22 protein-coding genes are annotated in these 24,138 nt (G+C 63.8%); 12 read left to right on the top strand and 10 right to left on the bottom strand.

The window, feature by feature from the left end; all coding sequences use genetic code 11:
• Nucleotides 1-27: 27 nt before the first annotated feature.
• On the top strand, nt 28-1,374 hold the full coding sequence (locus tag B5527_RS03860; protein WP_079600098.1) for an MFS transporter: 1,347 nt from the start codon (nt 28-30) through the stop codon (nt 1,372-1,374).
• A gap of 152 nt (nt 1,375-1,526) precedes the next feature.
• On the opposite strand, the gene B5527_RS03855 is transcribed toward B5527_RS03860, so the two are convergent.
• Together B5527_RS03855 and B5527_RS03850 are read right to left on the bottom strand one after the other, a co-directional pair.
• The gene (locus tag B5527_RS03855; RefSeq protein ID WP_079600097.1) at nt 1,527-2,177 is read right to left on the bottom strand and encodes a 3-oxoacid CoA-transferase subunit B; all 651 of its coding nucleotides are present in this window, start codon (nt 2,175-2,177) and stop codon (nt 1,527-1,529) included.
• On the bottom strand, nt 2,177-2,914 hold the full coding sequence (locus B5527_RS03850; protein ID WP_079600096.1) for a CoA transferase subunit A: 738 nt from the start codon (nt 2,912-2,914) through the stop codon (nt 2,177-2,179). Before B5527_RS03850 ends, B5527_RS03855 begins: the two co-directional genes overlap by 1 nt.
• A 397-nt stretch (nt 2,915-3,311) precedes the next feature.
• Here B5527_RS03850 and B5527_RS03845 point away from each other — a divergent pair, with 397 nt between their 5' ends.
• The 5 genes from B5527_RS03845 (at nt 3,312) to B5527_RS03820 (ending at nt 11,051) form a co-directional block, all read left to right on the top strand.
• Entirely contained in the window at nt 3,312-5,255 is a 1,944-nt protein-coding gene (locus B5527_RS03845) for an AsmA family protein (RefSeq protein WP_079600095.1), read from the top strand.
• A gap of 938 nt (nt 5,256-6,193) precedes the next feature.
• Nucleotides 6,194-7,579: an ABC transporter substrate-binding protein gene (locus B5527_RS03840; RefSeq protein WP_079600094.1), complete on the top strand. Its 1,386-nt coding sequence runs from the start codon at nt 6,194-6,196 to the stop codon at nt 7,577-7,579.
• 661 nt (nt 7,580-8,240) lie between these two features.
• Nucleotides 8,241-9,110 carry a carbohydrate ABC transporter permease gene (locus tag B5527_RS03830; RefSeq protein ID WP_079600092.1) on the top strand — a complete coding sequence of 290 codons (870 nt, stop codon included), beginning with the start codon at nt 8,241-8,243 and terminating at the stop codon, nt 9,108-9,110.
• The gene (locus B5527_RS03825; RefSeq protein WP_079600091.1) at nt 9,107-9,958 is read left to right on the top strand and encodes a carbohydrate ABC transporter permease; all 852 of its coding nucleotides are present in this window, start codon (nt 9,107-9,109) and stop codon (nt 9,956-9,958) included. The genes B5527_RS03830 and B5527_RS03825 overlap by 4 nt, the downstream gene beginning before the upstream one ends.
• Before the next feature lie 97 nt (nt 9,959-10,055).
• Nucleotides 10,056-11,051, top strand: a complete 996-nt coding sequence (locus B5527_RS03820; protein WP_079607046.1) for a hypothetical protein — start codon at nt 10,056-10,058, stop codon at nt 11,049-11,051.
• Here the strand turns inward: B5527_RS03820 and B5527_RS03815 are convergent.
• The 5 genes from B5527_RS03815 to B5527_RS03795 form a co-directional block, all read right to left on the bottom strand.
• On the bottom strand, nt 10,984-11,796 hold the full coding sequence (locus B5527_RS03815; protein ID WP_079600090.1) for an ABC transporter permease: 813 nt from the start codon (nt 11,794-11,796) through the stop codon (nt 10,984-10,986). The genes B5527_RS03820 and B5527_RS03815 overlap by 68 nt on opposite strands.
• A gap of 214 nt (nt 11,797-12,010) precedes the next feature.
• Nucleotides 12,011-12,925, bottom strand: coding sequence for an ABC transporter permease (locus tag B5527_RS03810; RefSeq protein ID WP_079600089.1), 915 nt, complete (start codon nt 12,923-12,925; stop codon nt 12,011-12,013).
• A complete protein-coding gene (locus tag B5527_RS03805) occupies nt 12,922-14,097 on the bottom strand; it encodes an ABC transporter ATP-binding protein (RefSeq protein WP_079607045.1) in 1,176 nt (391 codons plus the stop codon). The genes B5527_RS03810 and B5527_RS03805 overlap by 4 nt, the downstream gene beginning before the upstream one ends.
• A gap of 96 nt (nt 14,098-14,193) precedes the next feature.
• Nucleotides 14,194-15,663 carry a glycerol-3-phosphate dehydrogenase gene (locus B5527_RS03800; RefSeq protein ID WP_079600088.1) on the bottom strand — a complete coding sequence of 490 codons (1,470 nt, stop codon included), beginning with the start codon at nt 15,661-15,663 and terminating at the stop codon, nt 14,194-14,196.
• Between the two features lie 9 nt (nt 15,664-15,672).
• Complete coding sequence (locus tag B5527_RS03795; RefSeq protein WP_079600087.1) at nt 15,673-18,366, bottom strand: sensor domain-containing protein; 2,694 nt, start codon at nt 18,364-18,366, stop codon at nt 15,673-15,675.
• 252 nt (nt 18,367-18,618) lie between these two features.
• Here B5527_RS03795 and B5527_RS03790 point away from each other — a divergent pair, with 252 nt between their 5' ends.
• Nucleotides 18,619-19,734 (top strand): NAD(P)/FAD-dependent oxidoreductase, encoded by a 1,116-nt coding sequence (locus tag B5527_RS03790; RefSeq protein ID WP_338065122.1) that lies wholly within the window; start codon nt 18,619-18,621, stop codon nt 19,732-19,734.
• 161 nt (nt 19,735-19,895) lie between these two features.
• Here the strand turns inward: B5527_RS03790 and B5527_RS03785 are convergent, their stop codons facing one another.
• Nucleotides 19,896-20,081, bottom strand: a complete 186-nt coding sequence (locus B5527_RS03785; protein ID WP_079600085.1) for a YdcH family protein — start codon at nt 20,079-20,081, stop codon at nt 19,896-19,898.
• A 238-nt stretch (nt 20,082-20,319) separates the two neighbouring features.
• Between B5527_RS03785 and B5527_RS03780 the strand changes: the two genes are divergently transcribed.
• Nucleotides 20,320-20,526: a YdcH family protein gene (locus B5527_RS03780; RefSeq protein ID WP_079600084.1), complete on the top strand. Its 207-nt coding sequence runs from the start codon at nt 20,320-20,322 to the stop codon at nt 20,524-20,526.
• 55 nt (nt 20,527-20,581) lie between these two features.
• Here B5527_RS03780 and B5527_RS03775 read toward each other — a convergent pair whose 3' ends face one another.
• Nucleotides 20,582-20,962 (bottom strand): response regulator, encoded by a 381-nt coding sequence (locus B5527_RS03775; RefSeq protein ID WP_079600083.1) that lies wholly within the window; start codon nt 20,960-20,962, stop codon nt 20,582-20,584.
• 215 nt (nt 20,963-21,177) lie between these two features.
• Between B5527_RS03775 and B5527_RS03770 the strand changes: the two genes are divergently transcribed.
• Together B5527_RS03770 and B5527_RS03765 are read left to right on the top strand one after the other, a co-directional pair.
• Nucleotides 21,178-21,390 carry a hypothetical protein gene (locus B5527_RS03770; protein ID WP_079600082.1) on the top strand — a complete coding sequence of 71 codons (213 nt, stop codon included), beginning with the start codon at nt 21,178-21,180 and terminating at the stop codon, nt 21,388-21,390.
• 27 nt (nt 21,391-21,417) lie between these two features.
• Entirely contained in the window at nt 21,418-21,669 is a 252-nt protein-coding gene (locus B5527_RS03765) for a hypothetical protein (RefSeq protein ID WP_079600081.1), read from the top strand.
• A 14-nt stretch (nt 21,670-21,683) separates the two neighbouring features.
• Here the strand turns inward: B5527_RS03765 and B5527_RS03760 are convergent, their stop codons facing one another.
• Nucleotides 21,684-22,379 carry a GGDEF domain-containing protein gene (locus B5527_RS03760; RefSeq protein WP_079600080.1) on the bottom strand — a complete coding sequence of 232 codons (696 nt, stop codon included), beginning with the start codon at nt 22,377-22,379 and terminating at the stop codon, nt 21,684-21,686.
• A gap of 136 nt (nt 22,380-22,515) precedes the next feature.
• Here B5527_RS03760 and purE point away from each other — a divergent pair, with 136 nt between their 5' ends.
• A complete protein-coding gene (gene purE, locus B5527_RS03755) occupies nt 22,516-23,004 on the top strand; it encodes a 5-(carboxyamino)imidazole ribonucleotide mutase (RefSeq protein ID WP_079600079.1) in 489 nt (162 codons plus the stop codon).
• Nucleotides 23,001-24,110 (top strand): 5-(carboxyamino)imidazole ribonucleotide synthase, encoded by a 1,110-nt coding sequence (locus B5527_RS03750; protein WP_079600078.1) that lies wholly within the window; start codon nt 23,001-23,003, stop codon nt 24,108-24,110. The genes purE and B5527_RS03750 overlap by 4 nt, the downstream gene beginning before the upstream one ends.
• Nucleotides 24,111-24,138: the final 28 nt, after the last annotated feature.

Here is a 24,138-nt window from a genome sequence, read left to right as displayed (position 1 = left end):
CGAAAATCAAAAAGGGGGAAACTTGATATGTCTCACGCAGTCAACGCCGGCGCGCGTCTCGACCGGCTACCGATCTCGTCGTTTCACTACCGGATTTTCTGGCTGGTCGGCGCCGGCATGTTTTTCGACGGATACGATCTCTATATCGCCGGCGGCGTGCTGGCGTCGGCGGTGCAGAGCAAATTCTCGACCGTGCCGCAAAACCTGCAATTCATCTCGCTGACCTTTGTCGGCATGACGCTGGGTGCGCTGATTACCGGATTTGTCGGCGACAAGATGGGGCGGCGCTTCACTTACCAGATCAATCTGCTGATTTTCGGGCTGGCCTCGCTGGCGGCGGCCTTCTCGCAGGACATGAATCAACTGATCGTCTGCCGCTTCGTGCAGGGTCTCGGCCTTGGCGCCGAAATCGTGGTCGGCTATTCGACCCTGACCGAGTTCGTTCCGCCGAAGTCGCGCGGGCGCTGGCTGTCGATGCTGGCGTTCCTGACGGTGTGCGGCTTCCCGGTGACCGCCTTGCTCGGCTATCTGATTATCCCGGCCTGGGGATGGCGCCCGATGTTCGTCATTGCCGGCGTCGGCTCACTGATCATCTGGTATCTGCGCAAGAACCTTCCGGAATCGCCGCGCTGGCTTGAATCGCAGGGCCGCACCGCGGAGGCCGAATCCGTGATGCAGGCGATCGAAAAGGAATCCGCGGCAGGCGGAACCCTGCCGCCGGTGGTGGTGCCGGCTCCGGTCGCCCAGGTCACCGCAGCCGACATGCTGAAGCCGCCGCTGCTGCAACGCCTGATCGTGGGCTGCTGGGTGCTGATCACCATCAACACCCTGATCTTCGGCTTCGTGATCTTCCTGCCGCAGTTCTTCCTGCGCCAGGGACTGACCATCGCCAATTCGCTGGCCTATACGCTGGTGTTGTCGGCGGCATCGCTGGTCGGCTGTGCGCTCGGCGCCTATCTGTCCGACGCCATCGGACGGCGCTGGAGCATCATCGGTGCCTCGGTCGTCACCATCGCCAGCGGCTACATCTATGCCCGCTTCAACGCGGCGTCCGATCCGGCGATCGTGCTGAGCATCGGCTTCGTGCTGATCCTCGCGATCTATGTGCAGACCGCGATCCTGTTCGGCGTCTATACGCCGGAACTGTTTCCGACCGAGATCAGGCTGCGCGCCAACGGTATCTGCAACACGCTCGGACGCGGCGCCACCGTGGTCTCGCCCTTCATCGTCGGTGCCCTGATGGCGTCCTACCAACTGCCGGGCGTGGTCTGGCTGATGATCGGCCTTGTGGTCGTTCAGATCGTGGTGGTGTGGGCCTGGGGCGTCGAGCCGCGCAACCGCGGACTGGAGGAAGTCGCCACCGCGCAGGCCTGATGGCGCGAAGCGCGCGGTTTTACCCACCCGACAACGGACCCTCCATCGTCATGCCCGGCCTTGTGCCGGGCATCCACGTCTTAAGGGTACCGCGTCAAGAAAGACGTGGATGGCCGGGGCGAAGCCCGGCCATGACGGAATAGAGAATCAACTCATGCGTTCTTCAGCGCCACACGAAACTCGGCTTCGGTCTTCGCCTTGACCTCGTCGAGCGTGACGCCGTCGGCGAGTTCGATCAGCGCCATGCCGTCCTTGCCGTGCTTGTCGATGGTGAAGACCGCGAGATCCGTGACCACGAGGTCGACGACCTTTTCGCCGGTCAGCGGCAGGCTGCACTTTTTCAGGAGCTTCGGGCCGTCCTTGGCGGAATGCTCCATCACGACCACGACGCGCTTGACGCCGGCGACCAGGTCCATCGCGCCGCCCATCCCCTTGACCATCTTGCCCGGGATCATCCAGTTGGCGAGATCGCCGTTCTGCGCCACCTGCATCGCGCCCAGGATCGACAGGTCGATATGCCCGCCGCGCACCATGCCGAAGGATTCGGCGCTCGAGAAATAGCTGGTCGACGGCAATTCGCTCACGGTCTGCTTGCCGGCGTTGATGAGGTCGGCGTCTTCTTCGCCCTCGTAGGGAAACGGCCCCATGCCGAGCATGCCGTTCTCGCTCTGCAGGCTGACATCGATGCCGTCGGGGATAAAGTTCGACACCAGCGTCGGGATGCCGATGCCGAGGTTGACGTAATAGCCGTCGCGCAGCTCTTTCGCGGCGCGGGCCGCCATCTGTTCGCGGGTCCAGGCCATCAGACTTCCTCTCCAGTTCCGGCTGCGGCAACCGCGTCCGTGCGCTTGCGGGTGTTACGGAATTCGATGCGCTTGTGGCCGGTGCCGACTTCGATCATGCGTTTGACGAAAATGCCGGGCGTATGGATGTGATCCGGATTGATCTCGCCGGCCGGCACCAGGTGCTCGACCTCGGCCACCGTGACCTTCGCCGCCGTCGCCATCATCGGATTGAAATTGCGCGCGGTCTTGCGGTAGACGAGGTTCCCCGCGGTATCGCCCTTCCAGGCGTGCACGATGGCGAGGTCGGCGACCAGCCCGCGCTCCATGATGTATTTCTCGCCGTCGAATTCCTTCACTTCCTTGCCCTCGGCGATCAGGGTGCCGACGCCGGTCTTGGTGTAGAACGCCGGAATCCCGGCGCCGCCGGCGCGGATGCGCTCGGCCAGCGTGCCCTGCGGGTTGAATTCGAGTTCCAGCTCGCCGGCGAGGTACTGCTGCGCGAACAGCTTGTTTTCGCCGACATAGGACGAGATCATCTTCTTGATCTGGTGGGTCTCCAGCAGCCGGCTGAGCCCGATACCGTCGACGCCGGCATTGTTGGAAATCACCGTCAGGTTCTTCACCCCGGAGTCGCGGATCGCATCCGACAGGGTCTCGGCGATGCCGCACAGCCCGAAGCCGCCGGACATGATCGTCATGCCGTCCTTGAGAATGCCCGCGAGGGCCGATTTGGCGTCCGGGTAGACCTTGTTCATGGAACTGCGACCTGATGGAGGGAGGCGCTGACGGCCAGCGCTAAAGCGGGATTATTAGGCGAAATCTTCGCAGTGCGTCAATGACGGGTGGCGGCGCCGGCTGGCGTGGTCCACGCAACTTACCCTCCCCTGGAGGGGGAGGGTCGACGCGAATGAAATGAGCGGCGGGGTGGGGTGACAGTCTCTCGCCTCGAACGGTGCCCGAGTTGAGAGACTGTCACCCCACCCCGTCTCGCATCTTGCTTCGCGCGATGCGGGCCGACCCTCCCCCTCCAGGGGAGGGTGCCCTCTCCGGCCTTGAAAGCGTCAAGAAAACCGCTCAAGTTGCGGGACTTGACAGGGGCCACCCGGCGCCCCCCTGTCCGACCAGCAACCCGATCAGGATATGTCATTGACGATGGCCCAAGGAATCAAGCGCCTGGGAATGCCGATTGCGGCGTTGCTCGGCGCGGCACTGATCGGCCTGATCGCGACGTCCTGGCTTCTCAACCGGGACGCCCTGCGCGAGGCGGTGGAGGCGCAGATCCGCGCCGTGACCGGCCTCGATCTCGTGGTCAACGGCAACATCGATATTTCGGTTTTCCCCGGCAGCTACGTCTCCTTTCACAACGTCGGGCTGAAGGGCGGCGGCACCACTGAGCCTGCGCTCGTCGTCGACGTCCTGACCGCCAATCTGCGGTTGCTGCCGCTGCTGCTGCGGCGGTTCGAGATCGCCGACGTCATGATGCTGCGTCCGCATATCCATGTCGTCCGCGAAGCCGATGGCGGCAGCAACTGGACGCCGTTCATCGAAACCATCGCGCGCGCCATGAAGCCCGGCGCCGACAACCAGGTGTCGTTCTCGGAAATCCGGATCCAGGACGGCGAGCTTGCCTACGAGGATGCATCCAATCATCTGTCCGAGGCGCTCGGCGATATCGATCTGTCGCTGGCCTGGCCGTCGATCTCGCGTTCGTTTGCCGCCACCGGGCAATTCGACTGGCGCGGCGAGCGCGTCGACGGCTCGATCAGCATCAGCGATTTCGTGGCGGCCTTGTCGGGCGACCGCTCCGGCCTGAAGGCGCGGCTTGCCAGCGCGCCAGTGAAACTGGCGTTCGACGGCACCGTCGCCGACCGCACCAGCATGATGATGGAAGGCACCCTGACCATCGACTCGAGCTCGCTGCGCGAAGCCCTGCGCTGGACCGGCCAGGTGCCGCCGGGCTCTGGCGGGTTCGGCCGCTTCGCGCTGAAGGCGCGCGCCAATGTCGTGGGGCCGTCGATCGCGCTGACCAATGTCAACGTCGAACTCGACGGCAACGTCGCCGAGGGCGTGATGACCTACGCCAACAACGGCCGCCAGACGCTGCAGGCGACGCTCGCCGCGGGGAATCTCGACTTCACGCCCTATATCTCGACCTTCCGCCTGCTCGCCAGCGGCGCGCGCGACTGGAACCGGCAGCTGTTCGACCTGAACTCGCTGTCGTCGACCGACCTCGACATGCGATTGTCGGCGGCGCAGGTGACGGTCGGCTCCACGAAACTCGGGCGCACCGCGCTCGGCGCCAATCTGCGCGGCGGCGCGCTGGCGCTCAGCGTCGGCGAGGCGCAGATGTATGGCGGCATCGCCCGGGGCTCGTTCGGGATCGCGCGCTCCGACGCCATCGCCGACGTCAAGGCCCAGTTCCAGTTCACCGATGTCGACCTGCAATCCTGCGCCGGCGAATTGTTCGGGGTCAACAAGCTGACCGGCCGCGGCAATCTCAACGTTTCGCTGGTGGCCTCGGGCTCGAGCCCGTTTGGCCTCGCGCAATCGCTCGACGGCACCGCGACGCTGTCCGGCCATGACGGCGCGATCGCCGGCTTCAATGTCGAGCAATTGCTCAAGCGGCTGGAGCGCCGGCCGCTGTCCGGCGCCGGCAATTTTCGCAACGGCTCGACGCCGTACGATCATCTGACCATCGCGGTGAAATTCGCCGACGGCATCGCCACCGCCGACGACGTCCGCGTCGAGGGACCGGGCGCGCGACTCACTCTGACCGGCACCGCTTCGGTGCCGTCGCGCGAATACGATATGAAGGGCGTCGCCAGCCTGGTCACGGCGCCGAACGCCCCGCCCGGCTTCGAGCTGCCGTTCGTGGTGCAGGGCCCGTGGGACGATCCGCTGATCTTCCCCGATCCGGAAAGCCTGATCCGCCGCTCGCCCGCCTCCGCGCCCCTTCTCGACGCGGTCAAGGACCGCAAGACGCGCGATGCGGTGCGCTCGGCGATCGAGCGGTTTACGGGCGGCGGGGTGAAGCCGGCGGTGCCGGCGGCCGTTGCGCCCGCGCCGGCTGCGGTGGGGGATGCGAAGGGGAATTGAGTTTGACAGGGTTCGCATTCGGCGCGCCGGATTAGCCCATAAGGCTTGCGCCGTTCACCAACGAAAGCAGCAAGCGTAGCCCGGATGAGCGAAGCGGCATCCGGGTTTTCACAGTCCCTCTAAACCCCGCATATCGCTCATCCGGGCTGCGGCCTCTCGAAACCCACCATGTCATTGCGAGGCGCGGAGCGACGCCGCGGCATTTTGGCTCACTTCTGAATTTCAGAAATATCGCTTGCAGCCTGACCCAAATCACTTCTATATCCCCGCCGTCCCGTCTCACTCAGAGGGGCGGCTCGCGACGTCACGGACGCGGGGCGGGATGCGGTGGACGCGGCGGCGCGCTTGACGGGCGTTGCTTGCAGCGGACGGCGAAGACGTGTGGTCCTGACACCCCGACGCTGGTGTCAAGTTTGCAAATCTTTTGCAAGCGACGGTGGCAAGAAAGCCGATCACCGGGGAGAGCACGGTATAAGCCGTAAACCATTGCGTGCGGGAATGTCGGGTGATTTCCGGTGGCTCGCTGTGAATACTCGTGTGCATACTTGTTACCCATAGCGCACACGAGGCTGCGGGTGCATCGGGCGCCCGGCATTCCCCACGCCCTCTGTTTTCAGGGCGGAGATTATTGGCAACCTCGGGCGCATCGCGCCGCGAGATCGCGAAGGTGTGTTCGCATTCGCCGTCATTGCGAGCGCAGCGAAGCAATCCATGCCGCAACACAAAGAAAGAGTGGATTGCTTCGCTGCGCTCGCAATGACGTGGGGTATCGATTACCTCGCCCAACTGTCATCACCCGCGGTCGGCGCGACGCGCCGCCGATGACAGGCTCCAGCGGGTGATCGGTGTTCCAGCGACGCCTTCTCTGGACAGATCGCGGCAATGCGCTAGTCTTTTATCCGACCGGTTAAAAAAATCGGCAATCAGGGAGAATACGCGTGAAACCCAGGGGAATACGGGCGCTTGCGTTTGCGGTCGCCGCCGCCATTAGCCTTCTGTATGCCGCAGCGCCGGCGACGGCTCAGGAAAAACTCACGGTGTGGTGGGTGAAGGGCTTCTACAAGTCCGAGGATGACGCGCTCAACGAAGCGATCCGCAAGTTCGAGGCCAAGACCGGGGTCAAGGTCGAACTGTCGCAATACGCGGTCCAGGACATGATTCCGAAGACGGTGGCGGCGCTGGATTCCGGAACGCCGCCGGATGTCGCCTATTCCGATTCCTACGACGTGCAGGCCGCCGGCAAGTGGGCGTTCGAGGGCAAGCTCGAGGATCTCACCGACATTCTCGCGCCGACGAAATCGGCGTTCGCGCCGAACACGCTGGAGACCGCCTCGCTCTACAACGACCAGACCAAGAAGAAGGCGTATTACGGCTTCCCGCTGAAACAGCAGACCATGCACGTCCAGATCTGGAGCGACATGCTGCAGACCGCCGGCTTCAAGGTCAGCGACATCCCGACCAAGTGGGCGGATTACTGGTCGTTCTGGTGCGACAAGGTGCAGCCGGCCTACCGCAAGGCGACCGGCACGCGGGTCTATGGCATCGGCCAGCCGATGGGCGTGGAATCCACCGACTCCTTCCAGTCGTTCTACACCTTCATGGACGCCTACAACGTCAAGCTGGTCGACGACGACGGCAAGCTCCTGGTCGACGATCCCAAGGTGCGGGAAGGCCTGATCGGCGCGCTCAGGGATTACACCGACACCTATCTGAAAGGCTGCACGCCGCCGTCGTCCACCACCTGGAAGGACCCCGACAACAACGTCGCCTTCCACAACCGCACCACGGTGATGACCCACAACTTCACCATTTCGATCGCGGCGAAATGGTACGAGGATTCGCAGAACCAGGCGCTGACGCCGGAGCAGCGCGCCGCCGGCAAGAAGGCCTATGAGGAAACCATCATCACCGCGGGCTTTCCCAACAAGCCGGACGGATCGCCGATCAAATACCGCTCCGACGTCAAGATCGGCGTGATCTTCCAGGCCGCGAAGAACAAGGCGCGCGCCAAGGAGTTCGTCAAGTTCCTGCTGCAGGACGAAAACCTCCAGCCCTATGTCGAAGGCGCGCTCGGCCGCTGGTTTCCGGTCACCCTCACCGGGCAGAAGAGCGCGTTCTGGCAGGCCGACCATCATCGCAAGGCGGTCTATGCGCAGTTCACCGGCGGCACGACGCCGTTCGACTTCGTCAGGAACTACAAGTTCACCATCCTCAACAACGAGAACGTCTGGGCCAAGGCGATGAACCGGGTGGTGAGCGAGAAGGTCCCGGTCGACAAGGCCGTCGACGAACTGATCGCCCGCATCAAGCAGGTCGCGGGGTGATGCCGACGTCCCCATGGTTCGAGACGCACGGCGTTGCCGCGCTCCTCACCATGAGGGTTTCAGACCTCATCATGAGAGTCTGACTTGAAAGGCAGCCAATGGAGTGGGCACTGTTAGCAAAACGCGTCATGCCCGGCCTTGTGCCGGGCATCCACGTCTTTGCTGCTCCTCGGCAAGAAAGACTGTCATGGCCGGGACGAAGCCCGGCCACGACGAAAGAGAAGCTGGGGCGAAACATGATCGCTGCGCGTCCAGTGGACACATGGTTCGAGACGCGCGGCGTTGCCGCGCTCCTCACCATGAGGGTTTCAGACCTCATCATGAGGAGCATCGCGCAGCGATGCGTCTCGAAGGATGAAGCCACGGCACCGGAAAAAGCGCCGGATGAATTTTGGTTGATGGGCAACGGCGATCGATCACTGCTCCCTCTCCCCGCTTGCGGGGAGAGGGTCGGGGTGAGGGGGACTCTCGACAGGGTCGGACTCGCGGATAGTCCCCCTCACCCGGATCGCACCGGACGATGCTTCGCATCGCCTGTCCGATCCGACCTCTCCCCGCAAGCGGGGAGAGGTGAATCGAACTCGCGCGCGCCGATCCAGTTCAAAGCCATCAGGGCTCCAGCCACGGCCGGCATCCATATCGGGGACATCGCATGGCAACGATGACGCTCACGACGCCTGGCGATACGGTCCCGCGCGGGCCGTTGTCGGCGCGTCTGACGACGACCCAGATCTGGGCCTTCGTGCTGCTCGTTCCCTATCTTCTCGTGTTCCTGTTCTTCGTGCTCTATCCGGTCGGCTACGGGCTGTGGCTGGCGCGGCATCCGGCGAGCTACGTCACGCTGTATCACGACCCGGTCTTCGCGCGCGCCGCGGTCAACACGCTGTTTTTCCTGCTGGTCGGCATCAATTTCAAAATGCTGGTGGCGCTGTTTCTGTCGGGCTTCTTCATCCAGTCGCGCTCCTGGATCAGATGGCTGTCGGTGCTGTTCATCCTGCCCTGGGCGGTGCCCTCGATTCCGACCATCCTGTCGGTGCGCTTCATGCTCAATCCCGAATGGGGCGTGGTCAATGCGCTGATCTTCAAGCTGACGGGGGATGACGGCCCGAACTGGCTCAACGAGCCCTGGCTGGCGCTGACGATGGCGATCCTGGTGCATATCTGGAAATCGCTGCCGTTCTGGACCCTGATCCTGATGACCGGTCGGCTGGCGATCCCGGGCGATCTGTTCGAGGCCGCCGATGTCGACGGCGCCAGCTGGTGGCAGAAATTCCGCTTCATCACCTGGCCCTCGGTGCGGACGCTGTATCTGACCTGCACGCTGCTCTCGATGATCTGGACACTCGGCGACTTCAACAGCGTCTACCTGTTGACCGGCGGCGGCCCCGCCGACCTGACCCACGTGCTTGCCACCCTCGGCATCCGCTACCTCCGGCTCGACCAGCTCGATCTGTCGATGGCGGCGATCGTCTGCGCGCTGCCGCTGGTGCTTCCGCTGGTCTATTTCATGATGAAACGGTTGTCGCGATGAAGCTGCCGTCGATACGCGAGGCCGGGACCGAGGCGCGATTGCTGCTGATCGGCATTCCCGTCTTCATCTGGACCATGCTGCCGATCTACCACATGTTCCTGTTCGCGATCTCGCCGAAGGAAGACGCCTTCGCCGGCAAGCTGTGGCCCGAGCATCCGACGCTGAACAATTTCGCGATCGTGTTCGGCGAGAGGCACTATTTCCTCAGCCATTTCTGGCTGCAGCTGTGGAATTCGACCGTGATCGCCGCGGCAGTGGGCGCGCTGACGCTGTTGATCGCGACCGCGGCGGCGTTTTCGATCTCGCGGCTGCGCGTCAAGGGCGGCCGCCTGATCATGAATCTGGCGCTGTTCACCTACTTCATCCCGGCGGCCTTCCTCGCGGTCCCGATGTACCGCACCATGGGCATCTACGGGCTCCTCAACAATCACTGGGCGCTGATCCTGGCGATGGTGACGATCGCCTCGCCCTACGCGATCTGGGTGCTCAAGCAGGCCTCCGACAAGCTGCCGGTCGAACTGGACGAGGCGGCGATCATGGATGGCGCCACCACCCTGCAGCTGTTCCGGCTGGTCTATCTGCCGCTGATGATGCCGTCGCTGGTGGCGATCGGCACTTACGCCGTGCTGCTGGCCTGGAACGAATATCTCTATGCGTTCCTGCTATTGTCAAAGGACACCGACATCACGCTGCCGGTCGCGCTCGGCAATTTCCTCGCCGCCGACGATTCACCCTGGGAATTGCTGATGGCCACCGGCTTCATCTACGCGCTGCCCCCGGCCGCGGTCTATTACGTGTTCAGGCGCTACATGGTCGGCGGCCTGACCGCGGGCGCCGTGAAGTCGTGAGGGCGCAAACCGGAGATGACCCGCGAGAGATTGAACCCGTTTCGCGCGCGCCGCTACCCATGCATGGACGACGGCTCAATTCCGGCGGGCGATGACCATGCGAGCCAATGACGCTGTTCATCTCGGCCTGATGCTGTTGGCGTTTGCCGCCGCCTACCTGGTGCCGTTCGAACTCCTGCTGTTGGCCTATGTGGTGCTCGGCCCGGCGCATTATTTCACCGAGATTTCCTGGCTGCACGACCGCAGCTATTTCCTGCCGCACCGGGGCATCGCGCTGGCGCTGGCGGCGATCGCCGTCGTCGCGGCGCTGATCGACAACGCCTCGTGGTTCGGCCTGGCGATGTGGAGCACGCTGATCGTCTGCGCCATGCTCGCCGCCACCACCTCGGCCGCCGAAGGCACGCTGTTGTTCATGATCGCGATCGCGCTGGCGGCGATCATGGCTTCGAGCGGCTCGTCATTGGCCGTGATCGGCATCTTGATTCCGACGCTGGTCCATGTGTCGCTGTTCACGCTGGTGTTCATGACGCTCGGCGCCTGGCGCTCGAAAAGCCGGGTGCAGGCGTTGCTGATCGTGCTTTACCTCGTCGCCATCGCCGTCATCCTGCTGGCGCCGCCAACGGCGGAGGTGCGGATCGCGAGCCTCGCCACCGTGGGGCAAGACTATTTCGGCAATGTCGGCCCTGCGCTGGGCCGGCTGTTCGGGATTCCCGGCATCAAGCTCGACACCCGGCTCACCAGCCTGCTCGCCTTCCTCTACACTTACCACTACCTGAACTGGTTCATCAAAGCCGACGTCATCCGCTGGGCCGACATTCCCCGGGCGCGGCTGGTGCTGGTGATCGCAGCGAGCGCCGCATCCACCGCGCTTTATTTCTACGACTACGCGTTCGGCTTCACCTTCCTGCTGGCGCTCAGCCTGGTCCATATCCTGCTGGAGTTTCCGCTCAACAGCCTGGCGCTGCGGCAACTCGGCGCCACCGCCGGCCAAAGCCTGCTGCGCGGGACCGCCGTGGCCGGAACGGCTACAGCGGCGCCGCGCTCTCGCCCCGCCCGCTCGTCAGCTTCGAAACCAGCGAGGCGACGACGATGACGGCCGCGATCAATCCGATCACCAGCGTGCAGATGGCGTTGATCTCGGGATTCACGCCGAGCTTGACTTCCGAATATATCCGGATCGGCAACGTTTCCGAACCCGGGCCGGTGGTGAAGGTCGCGATCACGAGATCGTCCAGCGACAGCGTGAACGCCAGCATCCAGCCCGCGGCGATCGCAGGCGCGATCAGCGGCAGCGTCACCGCAACGAACGCGCGCACCGGATCGCAGCCGAGATCCATCGCCGCCTCCTCCAGGCTACGATCGAGCGAGCCGAGCCGCGATTGCACCACCACGGCCACGAAGCACATCGTCAGCGTGGTGTGCGCAATGGTGACGGTCCAGAAGCCGCGCTCGGCGTCCAGCGCCACGAACAGCAATAGCAGCGACAGTCCGGTGATGACTTCGGGCATCACCAGCGGCGCATACAACATGCCGGAAAACAGCGCGCGGCCCTTGAAGCGCTGGCCGCGCGACAGCGCCACCGCGGCCAGCGTGCCGAGCAGCGTCGCCAGCGTGGCGGAAGCCGCCGCCACCCGGAGACTCATCAGGGCCGCCTCGACCATGGCGCGGTCATGGAAGAATTCAAAGTACCAGCGCAGCGACCAGCCGCCCCACACCGTAACCAGCCGCGAGGCGTTGAACGAATAGATCACGAGGATCACGATCGGCAGATAGAGAAACGCCAGCCCTAGTCCGAGCGAGGCGACATTGAAGCGGGACAATTTGCTCGACCGACTCATTGTCGTCTCCAGCCCGACCCAGAGCGATTCAGTTGACCGTTGAAGGAGAAGACGATCCCTGCGACCTCGGTAGACCCCCTCTCCCATGGGGAGAGGGTTGGGGTGAGGGGGTACGGTCCATCGATGGGGCTCAGCCCCTCACCCGGATCGCATCTGTCGATGCGATCCGACCTCTCCCCTTGGGAGAGGTGAAGCAAACGCAGCGGCAGCACGTTCATCGAACACCTTCGAGCTGGCGGCGCTGCAGCCGGTCGTACAACACCAGCGGCGCCACCAGCAGCAGCAGCAACACCACCGCGACGGCGGAGGCCACCGGCCAGTCCTTGTTGGTGAAGAATTCCAGCCACAGGGTCTGGCCGATCATCATCGAATCGGAACCGGCCAGCAAATCGGGAATCACGAACTCCCCGACGATCGGAATGAAGCACAGCAACACGCCGGCGGCGACGCCCGGCAGCGACAGCGGAAACGTCACCAGCCAGAACGCCTGCCGCGGCGAGCTTCCGAGATCGCTTGCCGCCTCCAGCAGCGCCGGGTCCATTTTGGCCAGCGTCGCATAGAGCGGCAGGATCATGAACGGCAAATAGGAATAGACGATGCCGAGATACATCGCGCTGTCGGTCGAGAGCCACACCACCGGCGCGGATACCAGATGCAGCGCGAGCAGAATTTTATTGAGCAGGCCATCGTGCTGCAGGACGTTGATCCAGGCATAGATCCGGATCAGGAACGAGGTCCAGAACGGAACGATCACCAGCATCATCGCCACGCCCTGCCAGCGCTGCGGCAGCCGCGCCATGCCGTAGGCGATGGGATAGCCGATCACCAGCAGGATCGAGGTCGAGATCACCGCAACAACGAGGCTGCGCAGATAGGACAGCACATAGAGATCGTCGGAGACCAGCAGCCTGAAATTATCCAGCGACAGCGCCGCGTACGCCGCCTTGATCGCCGCAGCGCCTTGCGTCAGGTCGAACACCGGGACATAGGGCGGCTGGGCGATCGCGGTCTGCGACAGGCTGATCTTCAGCACGAAGCCGAACGGCACCAGGAAAAACAGCGCCATCCAGAAATAGGGCGCGATCGCGGCGATGCGCGCGGGGCGGGCGAAGATATTCCGCGCGCTCATTGCTCCAGCACCACGCAATCGTCGGGGGTGAACCAGGCCACCACGCGCTGGCTTGCGCTGTAGGCATCGATGTCGAGCCGCGTGGTGTTGGCCATCGACGAACGCAACACCGCGCCGCTGTCGAGCTTGACCTTGTAGCTGGTGACGCCGCCGAGATAACTGACGTCGGTCACGACGCCTTCGAGCCGGTTGATCGCGTGCGCATTGACCGCGTCCGACACCGGGCCGCGGCGCGACAGTTTTATTTTCTCGGGCCGGATCGCGACGCAGACGTTTGTTTTCGTGACTGGTTGGCGCGGCTCCGCGGCGACGATCGTTCCGGCGGCTCGCGTCGAGATCGACAGACGATGGGCCTCGTTCGATTCAACCTGTCCTTCGAACATGTTGATCTCGCCGACGAACTCGGCGATCCAGCGCGAAGCCGGCGCCTCGTAAAGCTCGCGGGGCGTCGCGACCTGTTCGAGACGCCCCGAATCCATCACGCCGATCCGTCCCGCCACCGTCATCGCCTCTTCCTGGTCGTGGGTGACGATGATGAAGGTCATGCCGAGCCGCCGCTGCAGTTCCATCAATTCGAGCTGGGTGCTTTCGCGCAGCTTCTTGTCGAGCGCGGCCAGGGGTTCGTCGAGCAACAGCACCCGCGGGCGGCGCGCCAGCGAGCGCGCCAGCGCCACGCGCTGCTTCTGGCCGCCGGATATCTGATCAGGCTTGCGTTTCTCGAGACCCTCGAGCTTGACCAGCGCGACCATCTCGGCGACGCGGTCATCGATCTTGGAACGCGACATGCCGGCGCGCTTCAATCCGAAGGCGATATTGTCGCGCACGGTGAGATGGGGAAACAGCGCATAGTTCTGGAACATCATGTTGACCGGACGCTGGTGGGGCAGAATCCGCGCGATGTCCTTGCCGTCGAGCAGGATGCGGCCCTCGTCCGGCGTCTCGAAACCGGCCAGCATCCTCAACAGCGTGGTCTTGCCGCATCCGCTCGGACCAAGGAGAGCAAAGAATTCTCCGGCCCTGATGTCGAGCGAGAGACCGTCCACCGCCCGGAAACCGCCGAACTTTTTCACCACCGCCTCGATGCGCAGCAGCGGAATGTCTGCCGCGGCTGCCTGCGGTTCGGGTTTGGCCGAATCCGCCTCTGCTGCGGCTTTCGCCACGTCCTCGGTCATGATGCCAGCCTGCCCCGTCATGGCCGCAAGCTAGCGGCGGAACAGCCCGGGCTCAACCACGACGCAGCGCGCGGTCACACTATTATCGCCGCCGCCTCACCCCGCCGCCGCCATGAACGCCGCCAGCGCATCGCGATCCCCGGGCGGCATGGTCAGGCCCAGCTTCGAGCGCCGCCACAGAATGTCGTCCGGAAAGCGCGCCCATTCCTGTTTCATGAGATAGCGCACCTCAGCGCCCGTCAGTTCCGGCCCGAACGCCGGACCGAGGTCGGCCCGGTCTTTGGCATGGCCGTATACGGCCTCAAGGCGCGTGCCGTAGGCTCCGACCAGACGCTGGGCCTGCGGCTCGGTGAGGAACCGCCAGCGCTCGCGCGCAGCGTCAACCCGCTCATCGAACTTCTCCCACGCAAAATCGCCCCCCGGCAGCGGCGCCGTCGCGGTCCAGCGCGGCGACATCGGATAGTACGGCGTGAGCCTGGAGACGGCCCGTTCCGCCCGCAGCCGCGAAGTGGTGACATCGCCGCCAAAGACCGTCAGCAGGGGAGCGTTGCCGCGCCCGGCATCGAACGCCATCGCGCCGTCCCGCGCCGCGTGCTGGCCTGACGGATCGATGACCATGTTGGCGCCGGAAATCGTCCTGACGACATCGACCGGCTCGACGCGCTGGCGAAAATACCGGTTGGCGGCGTCGCAGAGATAGGCGACGTCGGATGCCGCCATCGACACGACGGCAGGATCGCCCTTGAAGCCGTGCGCCACGGTGCCGACCAGCGTGAAATCGCGCTCGTAGGGGCTGGCGAAAATCAGCCGCCGGTCGATGTTCTGGAACACATAGACGTTATCGGTATCGAACAGGCGCCGCACCAAAATCTGGCTCATCTGGGCCATGCCGACCTTCGGCGGCGGCACCCGCAACACGGTTTCCGCGACCGACGCGGTCCAGGCGCCTGACGCGTTGGCCAGCGCCCGCGCGGTGACCACTTGGCGGCGGCCGCGATCGATAGTGGCCAGCCGCCAGATGTCGAGCCGGTCGGCGCGAACGCAGCGCGCGCCGGTGCGGATCGCAGCACCCCGCTCCGCGGCATCGACGGCATTGGCGATCACCAGCCGCGAATCGTCCACCACGCAATCGGAATATTCAAACGCGGTGCCGAACGGCCGCTTCAGCGCATTGCCGATCGGATGATGGGTGACATCGACCGTCGCCGACGCCGGCAGGCGCGGGCGCGAGGCGAGCCGGTCGTAGAGCAGCAACCCGGAGCGCAGCAACCACGGTGGACGCTCGTCGGAATGGGCAGGGATCGCAAACCGCATCGGGCGCACCAGATGCGGCGCGATCCGCAGCCAGATATCACGCTCGGCCAACGCCGCGCGCACGCGCAAAAACGCCCGGCGCTCCAGCATGGCGAGATCGCCATGGATCATGCGCGGCGTAGCCGAGGATGCCGCCCCGCCGAGGTCGCCCTGCTCCAGCAGGATCACGCGCAGGCCCCGTCCCGCCGCATCGCGCGCGACGCTGACGCCATTCAAGCCGCCGCCGATGATCGCAAGATCGTAGTCCGCCATCCCGGGGTTCTAGCCGGTCTTGCGCGCGGGCTCCATCGCATTGCCAACGGCGCGGCCGACCAGCGCGGTATGCTGTCCGATCGGCGCAGGTTTGCCGATGAAATAGCCTTGCACAGAGTCGCAGCCCTCATCGGCGAGGAAGCCGAGTTGTTCCTGGGTTTCCACGCCCTCGGCAACGATCGACATGCCCAAGCCATGGCCAAGGCCGATCACCGCCCGAATGATCGCCGCCGACTGCGGATTATGTCCGAGATTGATGACGAAGGCGCGGTCGATCTTGATCTTGTCGAATGGAAACGCCTGCAGATAGCTCAGCGAGGAATAGCCGCTGCCGAAGTCATCCATCGAAACGCACACGCCGAGCGCCTTCAGCCGCCGCAGCAGCGCCAGGCCGCGATCGAAATCCTCGATCAGCACGCCCTCGGTGATTTCCAGTTCCAGCCGGCCCGGCGCCAGGCCGGTCTCGAGAAGGATCGAATGCACGAGGCCGACCAGATCGCCATGCATGAACTGCGCCGGCGACAGATTGACCGCGATCTGCAGCGGCAACGGCCATGACGCGGCCTCCCGGCAGGCTTCGCGCAGGATCCACTCGCCCATTTCGACGATCAGGCCGCTTTCTTCCGCAATCGGGATGAAATCGCCCGGCGGAACGAAGCCGCGCACCGGATGCAGCCATCGCGCCAGCGCCTCGAAGCCGATGATTTCGCTGGAGGCGACGCTCTGGCCCGACTTCGCCTGCGGCTGATAATACAGCGACAGCTCGCCATTCTTGATTGCGAGCGAAAGATCCTGGTGCAGCACGCGGCGATCGCGAATCTGCTGGTCCATCTCGGGTTCGAAGACGCTGATCGAGCCGCGCGATTTCGCCTTGGCGCGGAACAACGCCGCCCCGGCATTGGCGAGCAGCGACGCGGCGTCGGCGCCATTGCGCGGGAATACCGAGATGCCGGTAGTGACGCCGGTGCGAACCGATTTGCCGTCGATCTGGAACTCGTTCGCCAGCACCTCGGCGAGCTGCTCGGCCAGCAGCTTGCCGGCGGCGGGCTGCTTGCCGTCGATGATCAATCCGAACTCGTCGCCAGAGAGCCGGGCGACAACGCCGCCGCGCGCCGAGGCCTGGATGCGATGGGCCACCTCGATCAGCAGCTTGTCGCCGGTCGCATGGCCGAATACGTCGTTGATTTCCTTCAGACCGTCGAGGTCGACGGACAGCACCGCGAACTCCTCGTCGGTGCCTTCGCAGGCCTCGATCATCTGCGCCAGCGCCTGCAGGAACGCGGCGCGGTTCGGCAGATCCGTCAGACCGTCATGATACGCCATGTGCGCCATGCGCGATTCGGTCTGCCGGCGGTCGGTGACGTCCTCATGGGTCTTGATCAGATATTGCGGCTCGCCCGCTTCATCCAGCACGGTCATGCGGCGGGTCAGGAACAGCCGCAATCCGTCCTTGGTGCTGATCGGATGTTCTTCGGTGAGCAGGCCGCGCTTCCTGATCGCCGCCTCGTCGCGCGCAATGATCAGCTTCGCCTCTCTCGGATTGAAAATATCGGCGGCCGTCAGTCCGGTGGCGTCTTCGCGCCGCCGGTTCAGGATGGTTTCGGCGCTGCGATTGGCGAGCAGATAGCGCCCGTCACTGACGCGCTCGACGATCAGCGACACCGGAATGTTGTCGACGACCAGTTCGAGAAATTTCTTGGTGTTTTCCAGCTCTTCGGAAAGCGACAGGCGTTCGGTGACGTCGTCGAACAGCGCAATCAGGAATTCGGGCTGGTTCTTTTCATCGCGCGCGATCACGCGCGTTGAGGCGAGAACCCGCTTCTCCCGACCGCGTTCGACAACGAATTCATTGCGGAACTGGCCGGTGGGCGAACTGACCGCGGCCTGGTCCGCCGCTTCGATGCTTGCCGCGGTATCGGGGCGGAAAATTTCATCGGCACGTTTGCCGACAATGCCATCGCGGGAAAAGCGCGAGAAACGTTCGAAGGCGCGGTTGGCGAAGATGTAGCGGCCATCCTCGATGTTCTTGGCGGCCACGCAGACCGGCACATTGTCGAGCACCGATTCCAGGAAATGCTTGGTCGAGGCGAGTTGCCTCGAAAGCTTGCGCTGTTCGCTGCAATCCTCGTGCGTCGCCACCGAGCCGCCATTCGGCAACGCAAAATATTTGACCAGAATCGATCGCCCGCCGGGCAATTCGGTAACGAGACCCTCCGGGGTGCCGGCATTTTCGTAGAAATCCTCGATACTGAGGTCGAGTATGCCGCGCTTGCGCCGCATCGCCAGCAGTTCCGGCCCGGTCATGTCTCTCGTAATATCCGAGCGCGCCAGGCCGTAGATTTCGAGATAGCGATCGTTGCAGAACACGATCCGCTTGCTTGCGTCCGTCATCACCACGCCATGGCTGAGGTTGTTCAGGGCGGACCGGACGAATGCATTTCTCCGCAACTGCGAACGCTTGACCTTGCGCAACGCCGAGAGGATCCACAGCGCGATGGCGGCCAGAAAAGCGCTGACGACGATGCCGCCAATCAGCATTTCCCAGATCGTGTTGGGATCCGCTGAACCGACATAGCTGGCGGGCGCAAACCTGTCCGGCACGGCCCGGGCCGCTCCGAACGGCGCAAGGGTGGCAATCAGGCACACAGCGGCCTGCGCGGGAATCAAAATCTTTCCGCCTGCCTGCCAATTCTTGTCAGCCATCAGTCACCCGCGCATTTCTGCGCCGGAGTGTCTGGCTTGACGGGTTTGGATCGGGTAAACGCGTACCCTTGCAACCCAGAAATGTGACTTCAATCACGGCAATTGCCCTGACATGATTAATGCTTCACTAACGGGCCCCCGGTTCCGAGGCTTCCGAAACCAATCCAACAAGTTGGTCGAAAAGATCATCCGCAACAGAGTGATAATGTGCGCGATTGCGCCGGGTCGGAAGACCGACCCATCAGCCCGGATCTGAATCCGCGAATGGACAAAGTCGAGTGCGTCGTTATCGGTGCTGGAGTGATCGGCCTTGCGGTCGCACGGCGGCTGGCGCAGGCCGGCCGCGAGGTGATCGTCTTGGAGGCGGCGGAAGGTATCGGCACCGTGACGTCCTCGCGCAACAGCGAGGTGATCCACGCCGGCATCTATTATCCGGCCGGCAGCCTGATGGCGCGGATGTGCGTCAGCGGCAAGCGTGCGCTGTACGAATACTGCCGTCATCACGGCGTCCCGCATCGCAATTGCGGCAAGCTGATTGTCGCGACGACCGCCAAGGAAACATTGAGGCTGCAATCGATCAGGGACCGGGCCGAAGCCAATGGCGTGCTCGATCTGCAAACCCTCTCTGGCGACCACGCGCGTGCACTGGAGCCGGCGCTGAACTGCGACGCCGCCCTGCTGTCGCCTTCGACAGGCATTATCGACAGCCACGCCTATATGCTGGCGCTACGCGGCGACGCCGAAGCGTGCGGCGCAGCCTATGCCTTTCATACCCCGCTGCTGCGGGCCAAGGCGGCCGCTGATCGAATCGAGCTGGACGCCGGCGGCGATGCGCCGATGACGCTTGAATGCAGGCTTCTCGTCAATGCGGCGGGGCTTGGGGCACCGGCGGTCGCGCGCAGCATCGAGGGCATGCCGATCGACCTGATCCCGCCGGCCTATCTCGCGAAAGGAAACTATTTCAGTTGCAGCGCGCGGGCACCGTTTTCGCGCCTGATCTATCCGGTGCCCGAGCCTGGCGGGCTCGGCGTGCACCTCACCCTCGATATGGCGGGACAGGCCCGGTTCGGCCCGGACGTCGAATGGGTCGATACCATCGATTACGCGGTCGATCCGGCGCGCGCGGAACGGTTTTATCCGGCTATCCGGCGGTACTGGCCGACGCTGCCGGACGGCGCGTTGATGCCGAGCTATTCGGGAATTCGACCGAAGATCGTGCCGCCGACGGTGGCCGCGCAGGATTTCCTGATCCAGGGGCCACGCGATCATGGCGTCGCCGGGCTGATCAATCTGTTCGGGATAGAATCGCCTGGGCTGACATCGTCGCTGGCGATCGCCGATTATGTCGGCGAACTTGCAGCGGCGTAGCAGCCGCCGAATGCGATCGCGTCATTCAAGACGCGGGCACCCAGTGTTCCAATGAGATGGGGGATTGGTGGCAATGCGGTATACCGGACCGTCCGCGTACACGGACGGCATATTGCGGCCGGCGCCGATCTTTTTAGTTTAGCGGAGCGTTTTCGCTCGCATTAGTGGAGCGTTTCGCTCGCGGTATGCCTCAACCGCTCGATCTCGTCCTTAACCATCAGCTTCCGGCGCTTTAACTCGACAATTTGCAGGTCGTCTGTTGAAAGGTGCACGAGAGCTTCGTGCAATTCGTTTTCGAGAACCTTGTGTTTCCGTTCCAGTTCAACGAGATGCGCCTGTATTGCCATTCGAAACCTCCTCGGTTGGATAAGACCTCAGATTCGATCCGGACGCGCAAGTCTACACGAACGGCCGAATCTGTCGATGGGTATCGAGAATCGCCTGCTCATATTTGGCGGCACCTGTAACGAATCGTGAGTAAGGAACCGCTGCCGCTTGCGCACCGGGCCGGCAGGGACGATATTCCCTGAGGCCGCTTCCGCAACCTTTCGCGATCTCGTCCGCGTTTTTCAGCTAACGTACACCATGACCGACGAAGATGAGCGCGAACTCGAAATCGAGCTCGCGCGGCTGCAGCAGGAGCACCGCGATCTCGACGCGGCGATCGATGCTTTGCATCAATCGCCCGCGCCGGATTTGTTGCGGCTGCAACGGCTGAAGAAGCGCAAGCTGCAACTGCGCGATCGCATCGCCTTCATCGAAGACCAGATCACGCCGGATATCATTGCTTGAGGTTTCGTCATTCCGGGACATGCGCTTCGCGCGGACGGAATGACGGCTGCAGAATTCAGCCGCCGCCCGTCAACTCTCGCAGCACACCCGTAACCTGCATCGGACTGTAGGGTTTCGCCAGAAACCTGCCGCCGTCGGGCAGGTCGGTTTCTCGCACTCCGACGTGACCCGAGGTTGCGACAATCTTGATCGGCGGCCAGCGCCCCCTGACCGCCCGGGCGAGTTTCAAACCGTCCATCGAACCGGGCATCTGGATATCGGTAAAAATCACAGTGATGTCAGGACGAGATTCCAGGATTTCGATCGCTTGATCGGCATTGGCGGCTTCGGCCACCTCGAACCCGGCGGCTCCGATCATATCGACCGCGTCCATTCGCAACAGAAATTCGTCCTCGACGATCAGCACCACGGGTCTTTTGGACTCGACAAGACCCATGCGTCGTACTCCCTGCGAATAGGCAATAAGCATCGGATATTGTTTTCGTTCCCCCTCAGGCATTCGGATTGCCGACCGTCGGCTTCGCGCGACCCTGCCCGGTCCTTCCCTGAATGGCCGTGCAAATCGCCGCGCACGCTTGCCCGATCCGGCTTGACTCCAGGAGAACAAAATAGGAACATCGGCTTCCAGATCCAGCCACCCCGGGGATTGCCATGACGCAAGCTGCTGCACCATCCGAGACCAGTCGTTACGAACAGGCCTGCGATCAGGCGATCGCGATGTGCGACGGCAACCTGCGCAGCACGATCAAGGCGCTGATCATGGCGAACGAATATCTGGAAGCTGAACTGGCGGAATTGCAGGCGGCAGTTTCGAGCGGCTGCGTATCGGCAAGGTCGCAGCCCGCGAAAAGCGACGCCGCCTGATCGATCGATCAAACCTGGAGCAACGCAATGGCCGATGTCACCTATTACGTCGCACTGCCATTCCTGCAGGACGAGGCCGGCTCTCCGGTCGCCGGCGCGGCGGAAGAATGCCAGAGTTCGTCGGGCGCGTTGCGGCGCGCCGAAGTTTTGTCCAGGACCGCCGGCAGCATCGGCGCGGTCGCCTTCAGCCGCACCGGCGATCCCATGATCGGCGAATTCGGCGACGCCCAATTGCTCAAAAAATTCGGCAACGTGCCGGACGATCTGAGCAGCCTCTGAGAAGCTGCCTGGCGTCAGCCTTGATGCCGCCGCTGGGCCTTGCGGACATACATCGCGCTGTCGGCCTCTTCCAGCGCCCGGCCGGCCTGCGCATGAGGGCCGAGAATCGCAACCCCGGCGGATGCGCCCGCCGTAACCGTGCGGCCACGAAACGTGAAGCTGAGCTGATCGATGGCCTGTTCCAGCGACGCCGCCTTGGCGTGAGCGTCGGTCTCGCTGAGATTCCACAACAGCAGCGCGAACTCGTCGCCCCCCAACCGGCCGATCACGTCGGAGGAGCGTACCTGGCGCAACAGCGCCGCGACAACGGCCTTCAGCACCTGATCGCCGGCGGCGTGTCCGAAGGCGTCGTTGATCGGCTTTAAGCGATCGACGTCGAGCACGATCAGCGCCCCGCTGGCCTGATAGCGTTTAATGTAGGCGATCGAGCGGTTGAGCTCGCGCTCAAAGCCGCGCCGGTTGGGAATATCCAGCAGGAAGTCGGTATCCGCGGAAGCCTGCAGTTCCTCGATTCGCACCAGCGCCCGTGCCAACTGAGTACTGAGACGGCGAATGGTGGATTTGGCGTCATTGGGAACGGCCGGACGCCGAAGCGGCGCAGCGGCAGCTTTTCCCGGTTTAGCGGGTTGCGGCGGGGCCTTGGGTTCCGCCACGGCGCTTTTGCGGCGTTTCGCGGCCCCCGCCGCGATCGCCCTGGTTTTCTTCTTCATTGGAACCTTTAAGAGGCTTGCCGCAATTCACCAAGACAGGATAGTCCATTCCGGACCCCTTGCCACGCCTTGCCGAACCTTGGGCCGATCTTATAATCCGGCCTATGTTTTTGGATTCCCGAAAAGAATTGACCGTATGACCGCCGCCATCGCCATCATCATGGGAAGCCAGTCGGACTGGGACACCATGCGCCATGCCGCCGAAACCCTGACCGCGCTCGGCATTGCCTGCGAGAAGCACATCGTCTCCGCGCATCGCACCCCGGACCGGCTGTTCGCCTTCGCCAAGAGCGCCAAGGCGGCCGGCTTCCAGATCATCATCGCCGGCGCCGGGGGTGCTGCGCATCTGCCGGGCATGACCGCGTCGCTCACGGAACTTCCGGTGTTTGGCGTCCCCATCGAATCCAAGGCGCTGTCCGGCCTCGATTCGCTCTACTCCATTGTCCAGATGCCCGCCGGCGTCCCGGTCGGAACGCTGGCGATCGGCAAGCCCGGCGCCATCAACGCCGCACTGCTCGCGGCCAGCGTGCTTGCGCTCAACGATCCGGCGCTGTCGAGCAGACTTGCTGCCTGGCGCAAGCAGCAGACCGAGGCAGTTGGCGAGCGCCCGGAGGGATCTGCGTGACGTTCTCTCATCCGGTGAAGCTTAAGCCCGGCGACACCATCGGAATTCTCGGCGGCGGACAATTGGGCCGGATGCTGGCGATGGCGGCGGCACGGCTCGGCCTGCGTTGTCAGGTCTTTTCACCGGACCCGGATTCGCCGGCGTTCGATGTGGTGCTGAACGCGACCTGCGCGGAATATGCCGACGTCGAGGCACTGGAACTGTTCGCCAACGACGTCGACGTCATCACTTATGAATTCGAGAATGTACCGGCCGCCGCCGCGATGATCCTGGCGGCGCGGCGTCCGGTACTGCCGAACCGGAAAATCCTGGAAACCACCCAGGATCGCCTCGCCGAAAAGGACTTCGTGAAACGATTGGGCGTAGGCACCGCCGATTACGCCGACGTGTCGTCGGCAGTCCAGCTGCGTGCCGCGATCTCGCGCATCGGCCTCCCCGCCGTGATCAAGACCCGCCGCTTCGGCTACGACGGCAAGGGCCAGACGATCATCCGCGACGGCGACGATCCGGACCAGGTCTGGAAGGACCTTGCCACCAAGTCCGCGATCCTCGAGGGCTTCATTCCTTTCGAGCGTGAAATCTCCGTCATCGCCGCACGCTCGGCCGACGGCCGTGTCGAATGCTTCGACGTCACCGAAAACGAACACCGCGACCACATCCTGAAATTCTCCCATGCCCCGGCCGATATCTCCGATGCGCTGGCGGCTCAGGCGCGCGGCATCGCCGAGAAGATCGCCAGCGCGCTCGACTACATCGGCGTGCTCGCGGTCGAAATGTTTGTGGTGGCAAGCGCCGCCGGGCCGAAAGTGCTGGTCAACGAGATTGCGCCGCGGGTGCACAATTCCGGCCACTGGACGCTCGACGGCGCCTCGATCTCGCAGTTCGAGCAGCACATCCGCGCCATCGCCGGCTGGCCGCTCGGCAAGCCGGTCCGTCATGGTCCGGTCACCATGACCAATCTGATCGGGGACGATATCAATGACTACGAGCAGTGGCTGACGGTCCCGGGCGCGACCGTTCACCTCTACGGCAAGGGCCCGCCGCGGCCCGGCCGCAAGATGGGGCATGTGACACAGGTTGGAGCACTACCGCCAAAAATCGCGTGATCGGGGCCAAGAGCTGCGATTTTGGCGC

Source organism: Bradyrhizobium erythrophlei (assembly GCF_900129425.1).
Lineage (GTDB): Bacteria > Pseudomonadota > Alphaproteobacteria > Rhizobiales > Xanthobacteraceae > Bradyrhizobium > Bradyrhizobium erythrophlei_C.
The sequence above is the reverse complement of the archived record's forward strand: the minus strand, read 5'-3'. Positions and strand labels throughout refer to the sequence as shown.

What these genes read in the sequence shown, in the direction of transcription:
- B5527_RS03860 (WP_079600098.1), top strand. Translation starts at nt 28, where the DNA reads ATGTCTCACGCAGTCAACGCCGGCGCGCGTCTCGACCGGCTACCGATC.
- B5527_RS03855 (WP_079600097.1), bottom strand. Translation starts at nt 2,177, where the DNA reads ATGGCCTGGACCCGCGAACAGATGGCGGCCCGCGCCGCGAAAGAGCTG.
- B5527_RS03850 (WP_079600096.1), bottom strand. Translation starts at nt 2,914, where the DNA reads ATGAACAAGGTCTACCCGGACGCCAAATCGGCCCTCGCGGGCATTCTC.
- B5527_RS03845 (WP_079600095.1), top strand. Translation starts at nt 3,312, where the DNA reads ATGGCCCAAGGAATCAAGCGCCTGGGAATGCCGATTGCGGCGTTGCTC.
- B5527_RS03830 (WP_079600092.1), top strand. Translation starts at nt 8,241, where the DNA reads ATGACGCTCACGACGCCTGGCGATACGGTCCCGCGCGGGCCGTTGTCG.
- B5527_RS03825 (WP_079600091.1), top strand. Translation starts at nt 9,107, where the DNA reads ATGAAGCTGCCGTCGATACGCGAGGCCGGGACCGAGGCGCGATTGCTG.
- B5527_RS03820 (WP_079607046.1), top strand. Translation starts at nt 10,056, where the DNA reads ATGCGAGCCAATGACGCTGTTCATCTCGGCCTGATGCTGTTGGCGTTT.
- B5527_RS03815 (WP_079600090.1), bottom strand. Translation starts at nt 11,796, where the DNA reads ATGAGTCGGTCGAGCAAATTGTCCCGCTTCAATGTCGCCTCGCTCGGA.
- B5527_RS03810 (WP_079600089.1), bottom strand. Translation starts at nt 12,925, where the DNA reads ATGAGCGCGCGGAATATCTTCGCCCGCCCCGCGCGCATCGCCGCGATC.
- B5527_RS03805 (WP_079607045.1), bottom strand. Translation starts at nt 14,097, where the DNA reads ATGACCGAGGACGTGGCGAAAGCCGCAGCAGAGGCGGATTCGGCCAAA.
- B5527_RS03800 (WP_079600088.1), bottom strand. Translation starts at nt 15,663, where the DNA reads ATGGCGGACTACGATCTTGCGATCATCGGCGGCGGCTTGAATGGCGTC.
- B5527_RS03795 (WP_079600087.1), bottom strand. Translation starts at nt 18,366, where the DNA reads ATGGCTGACAAGAATTGGCAGGCAGGCGGAAAGATTTTGATTCCCGCG.
- B5527_RS03785 (WP_079600085.1), bottom strand. Translation starts at nt 20,081, where the DNA reads ATGGCAATACAGGCGCATCTCGTTGAACTGGAACGGAAACACAAGGTT.
- B5527_RS03780 (WP_079600084.1), top strand. Translation starts at nt 20,320, where the DNA reads ATGACCGACGAAGATGAGCGCGAACTCGAAATCGAGCTCGCGCGGCTG.
- B5527_RS03775 (WP_079600083.1), bottom strand. Translation starts at nt 20,962, where the DNA reads ATGGGTCTTGTCGAGTCCAAAAGACCCGTGGTGCTGATCGTCGAGGAC.
- B5527_RS03770 (WP_079600082.1), top strand. Translation starts at nt 21,178, where the DNA reads ATGACGCAAGCTGCTGCACCATCCGAGACCAGTCGTTACGAACAGGCC.
- B5527_RS03765 (WP_079600081.1), top strand. Translation starts at nt 21,418, where the DNA reads ATGGCCGATGTCACCTATTACGTCGCACTGCCATTCCTGCAGGACGAG.
- B5527_RS03760 (WP_079600080.1), bottom strand. Translation starts at nt 22,379, where the DNA reads ATGAAGAAGAAAACCAGGGCGATCGCGGCGGGGGCCGCGAAACGCCGC.
- purE (WP_079600079.1), top strand. Translation starts at nt 22,516, where the DNA reads ATGACCGCCGCCATCGCCATCATCATGGGAAGCCAGTCGGACTGGGAC.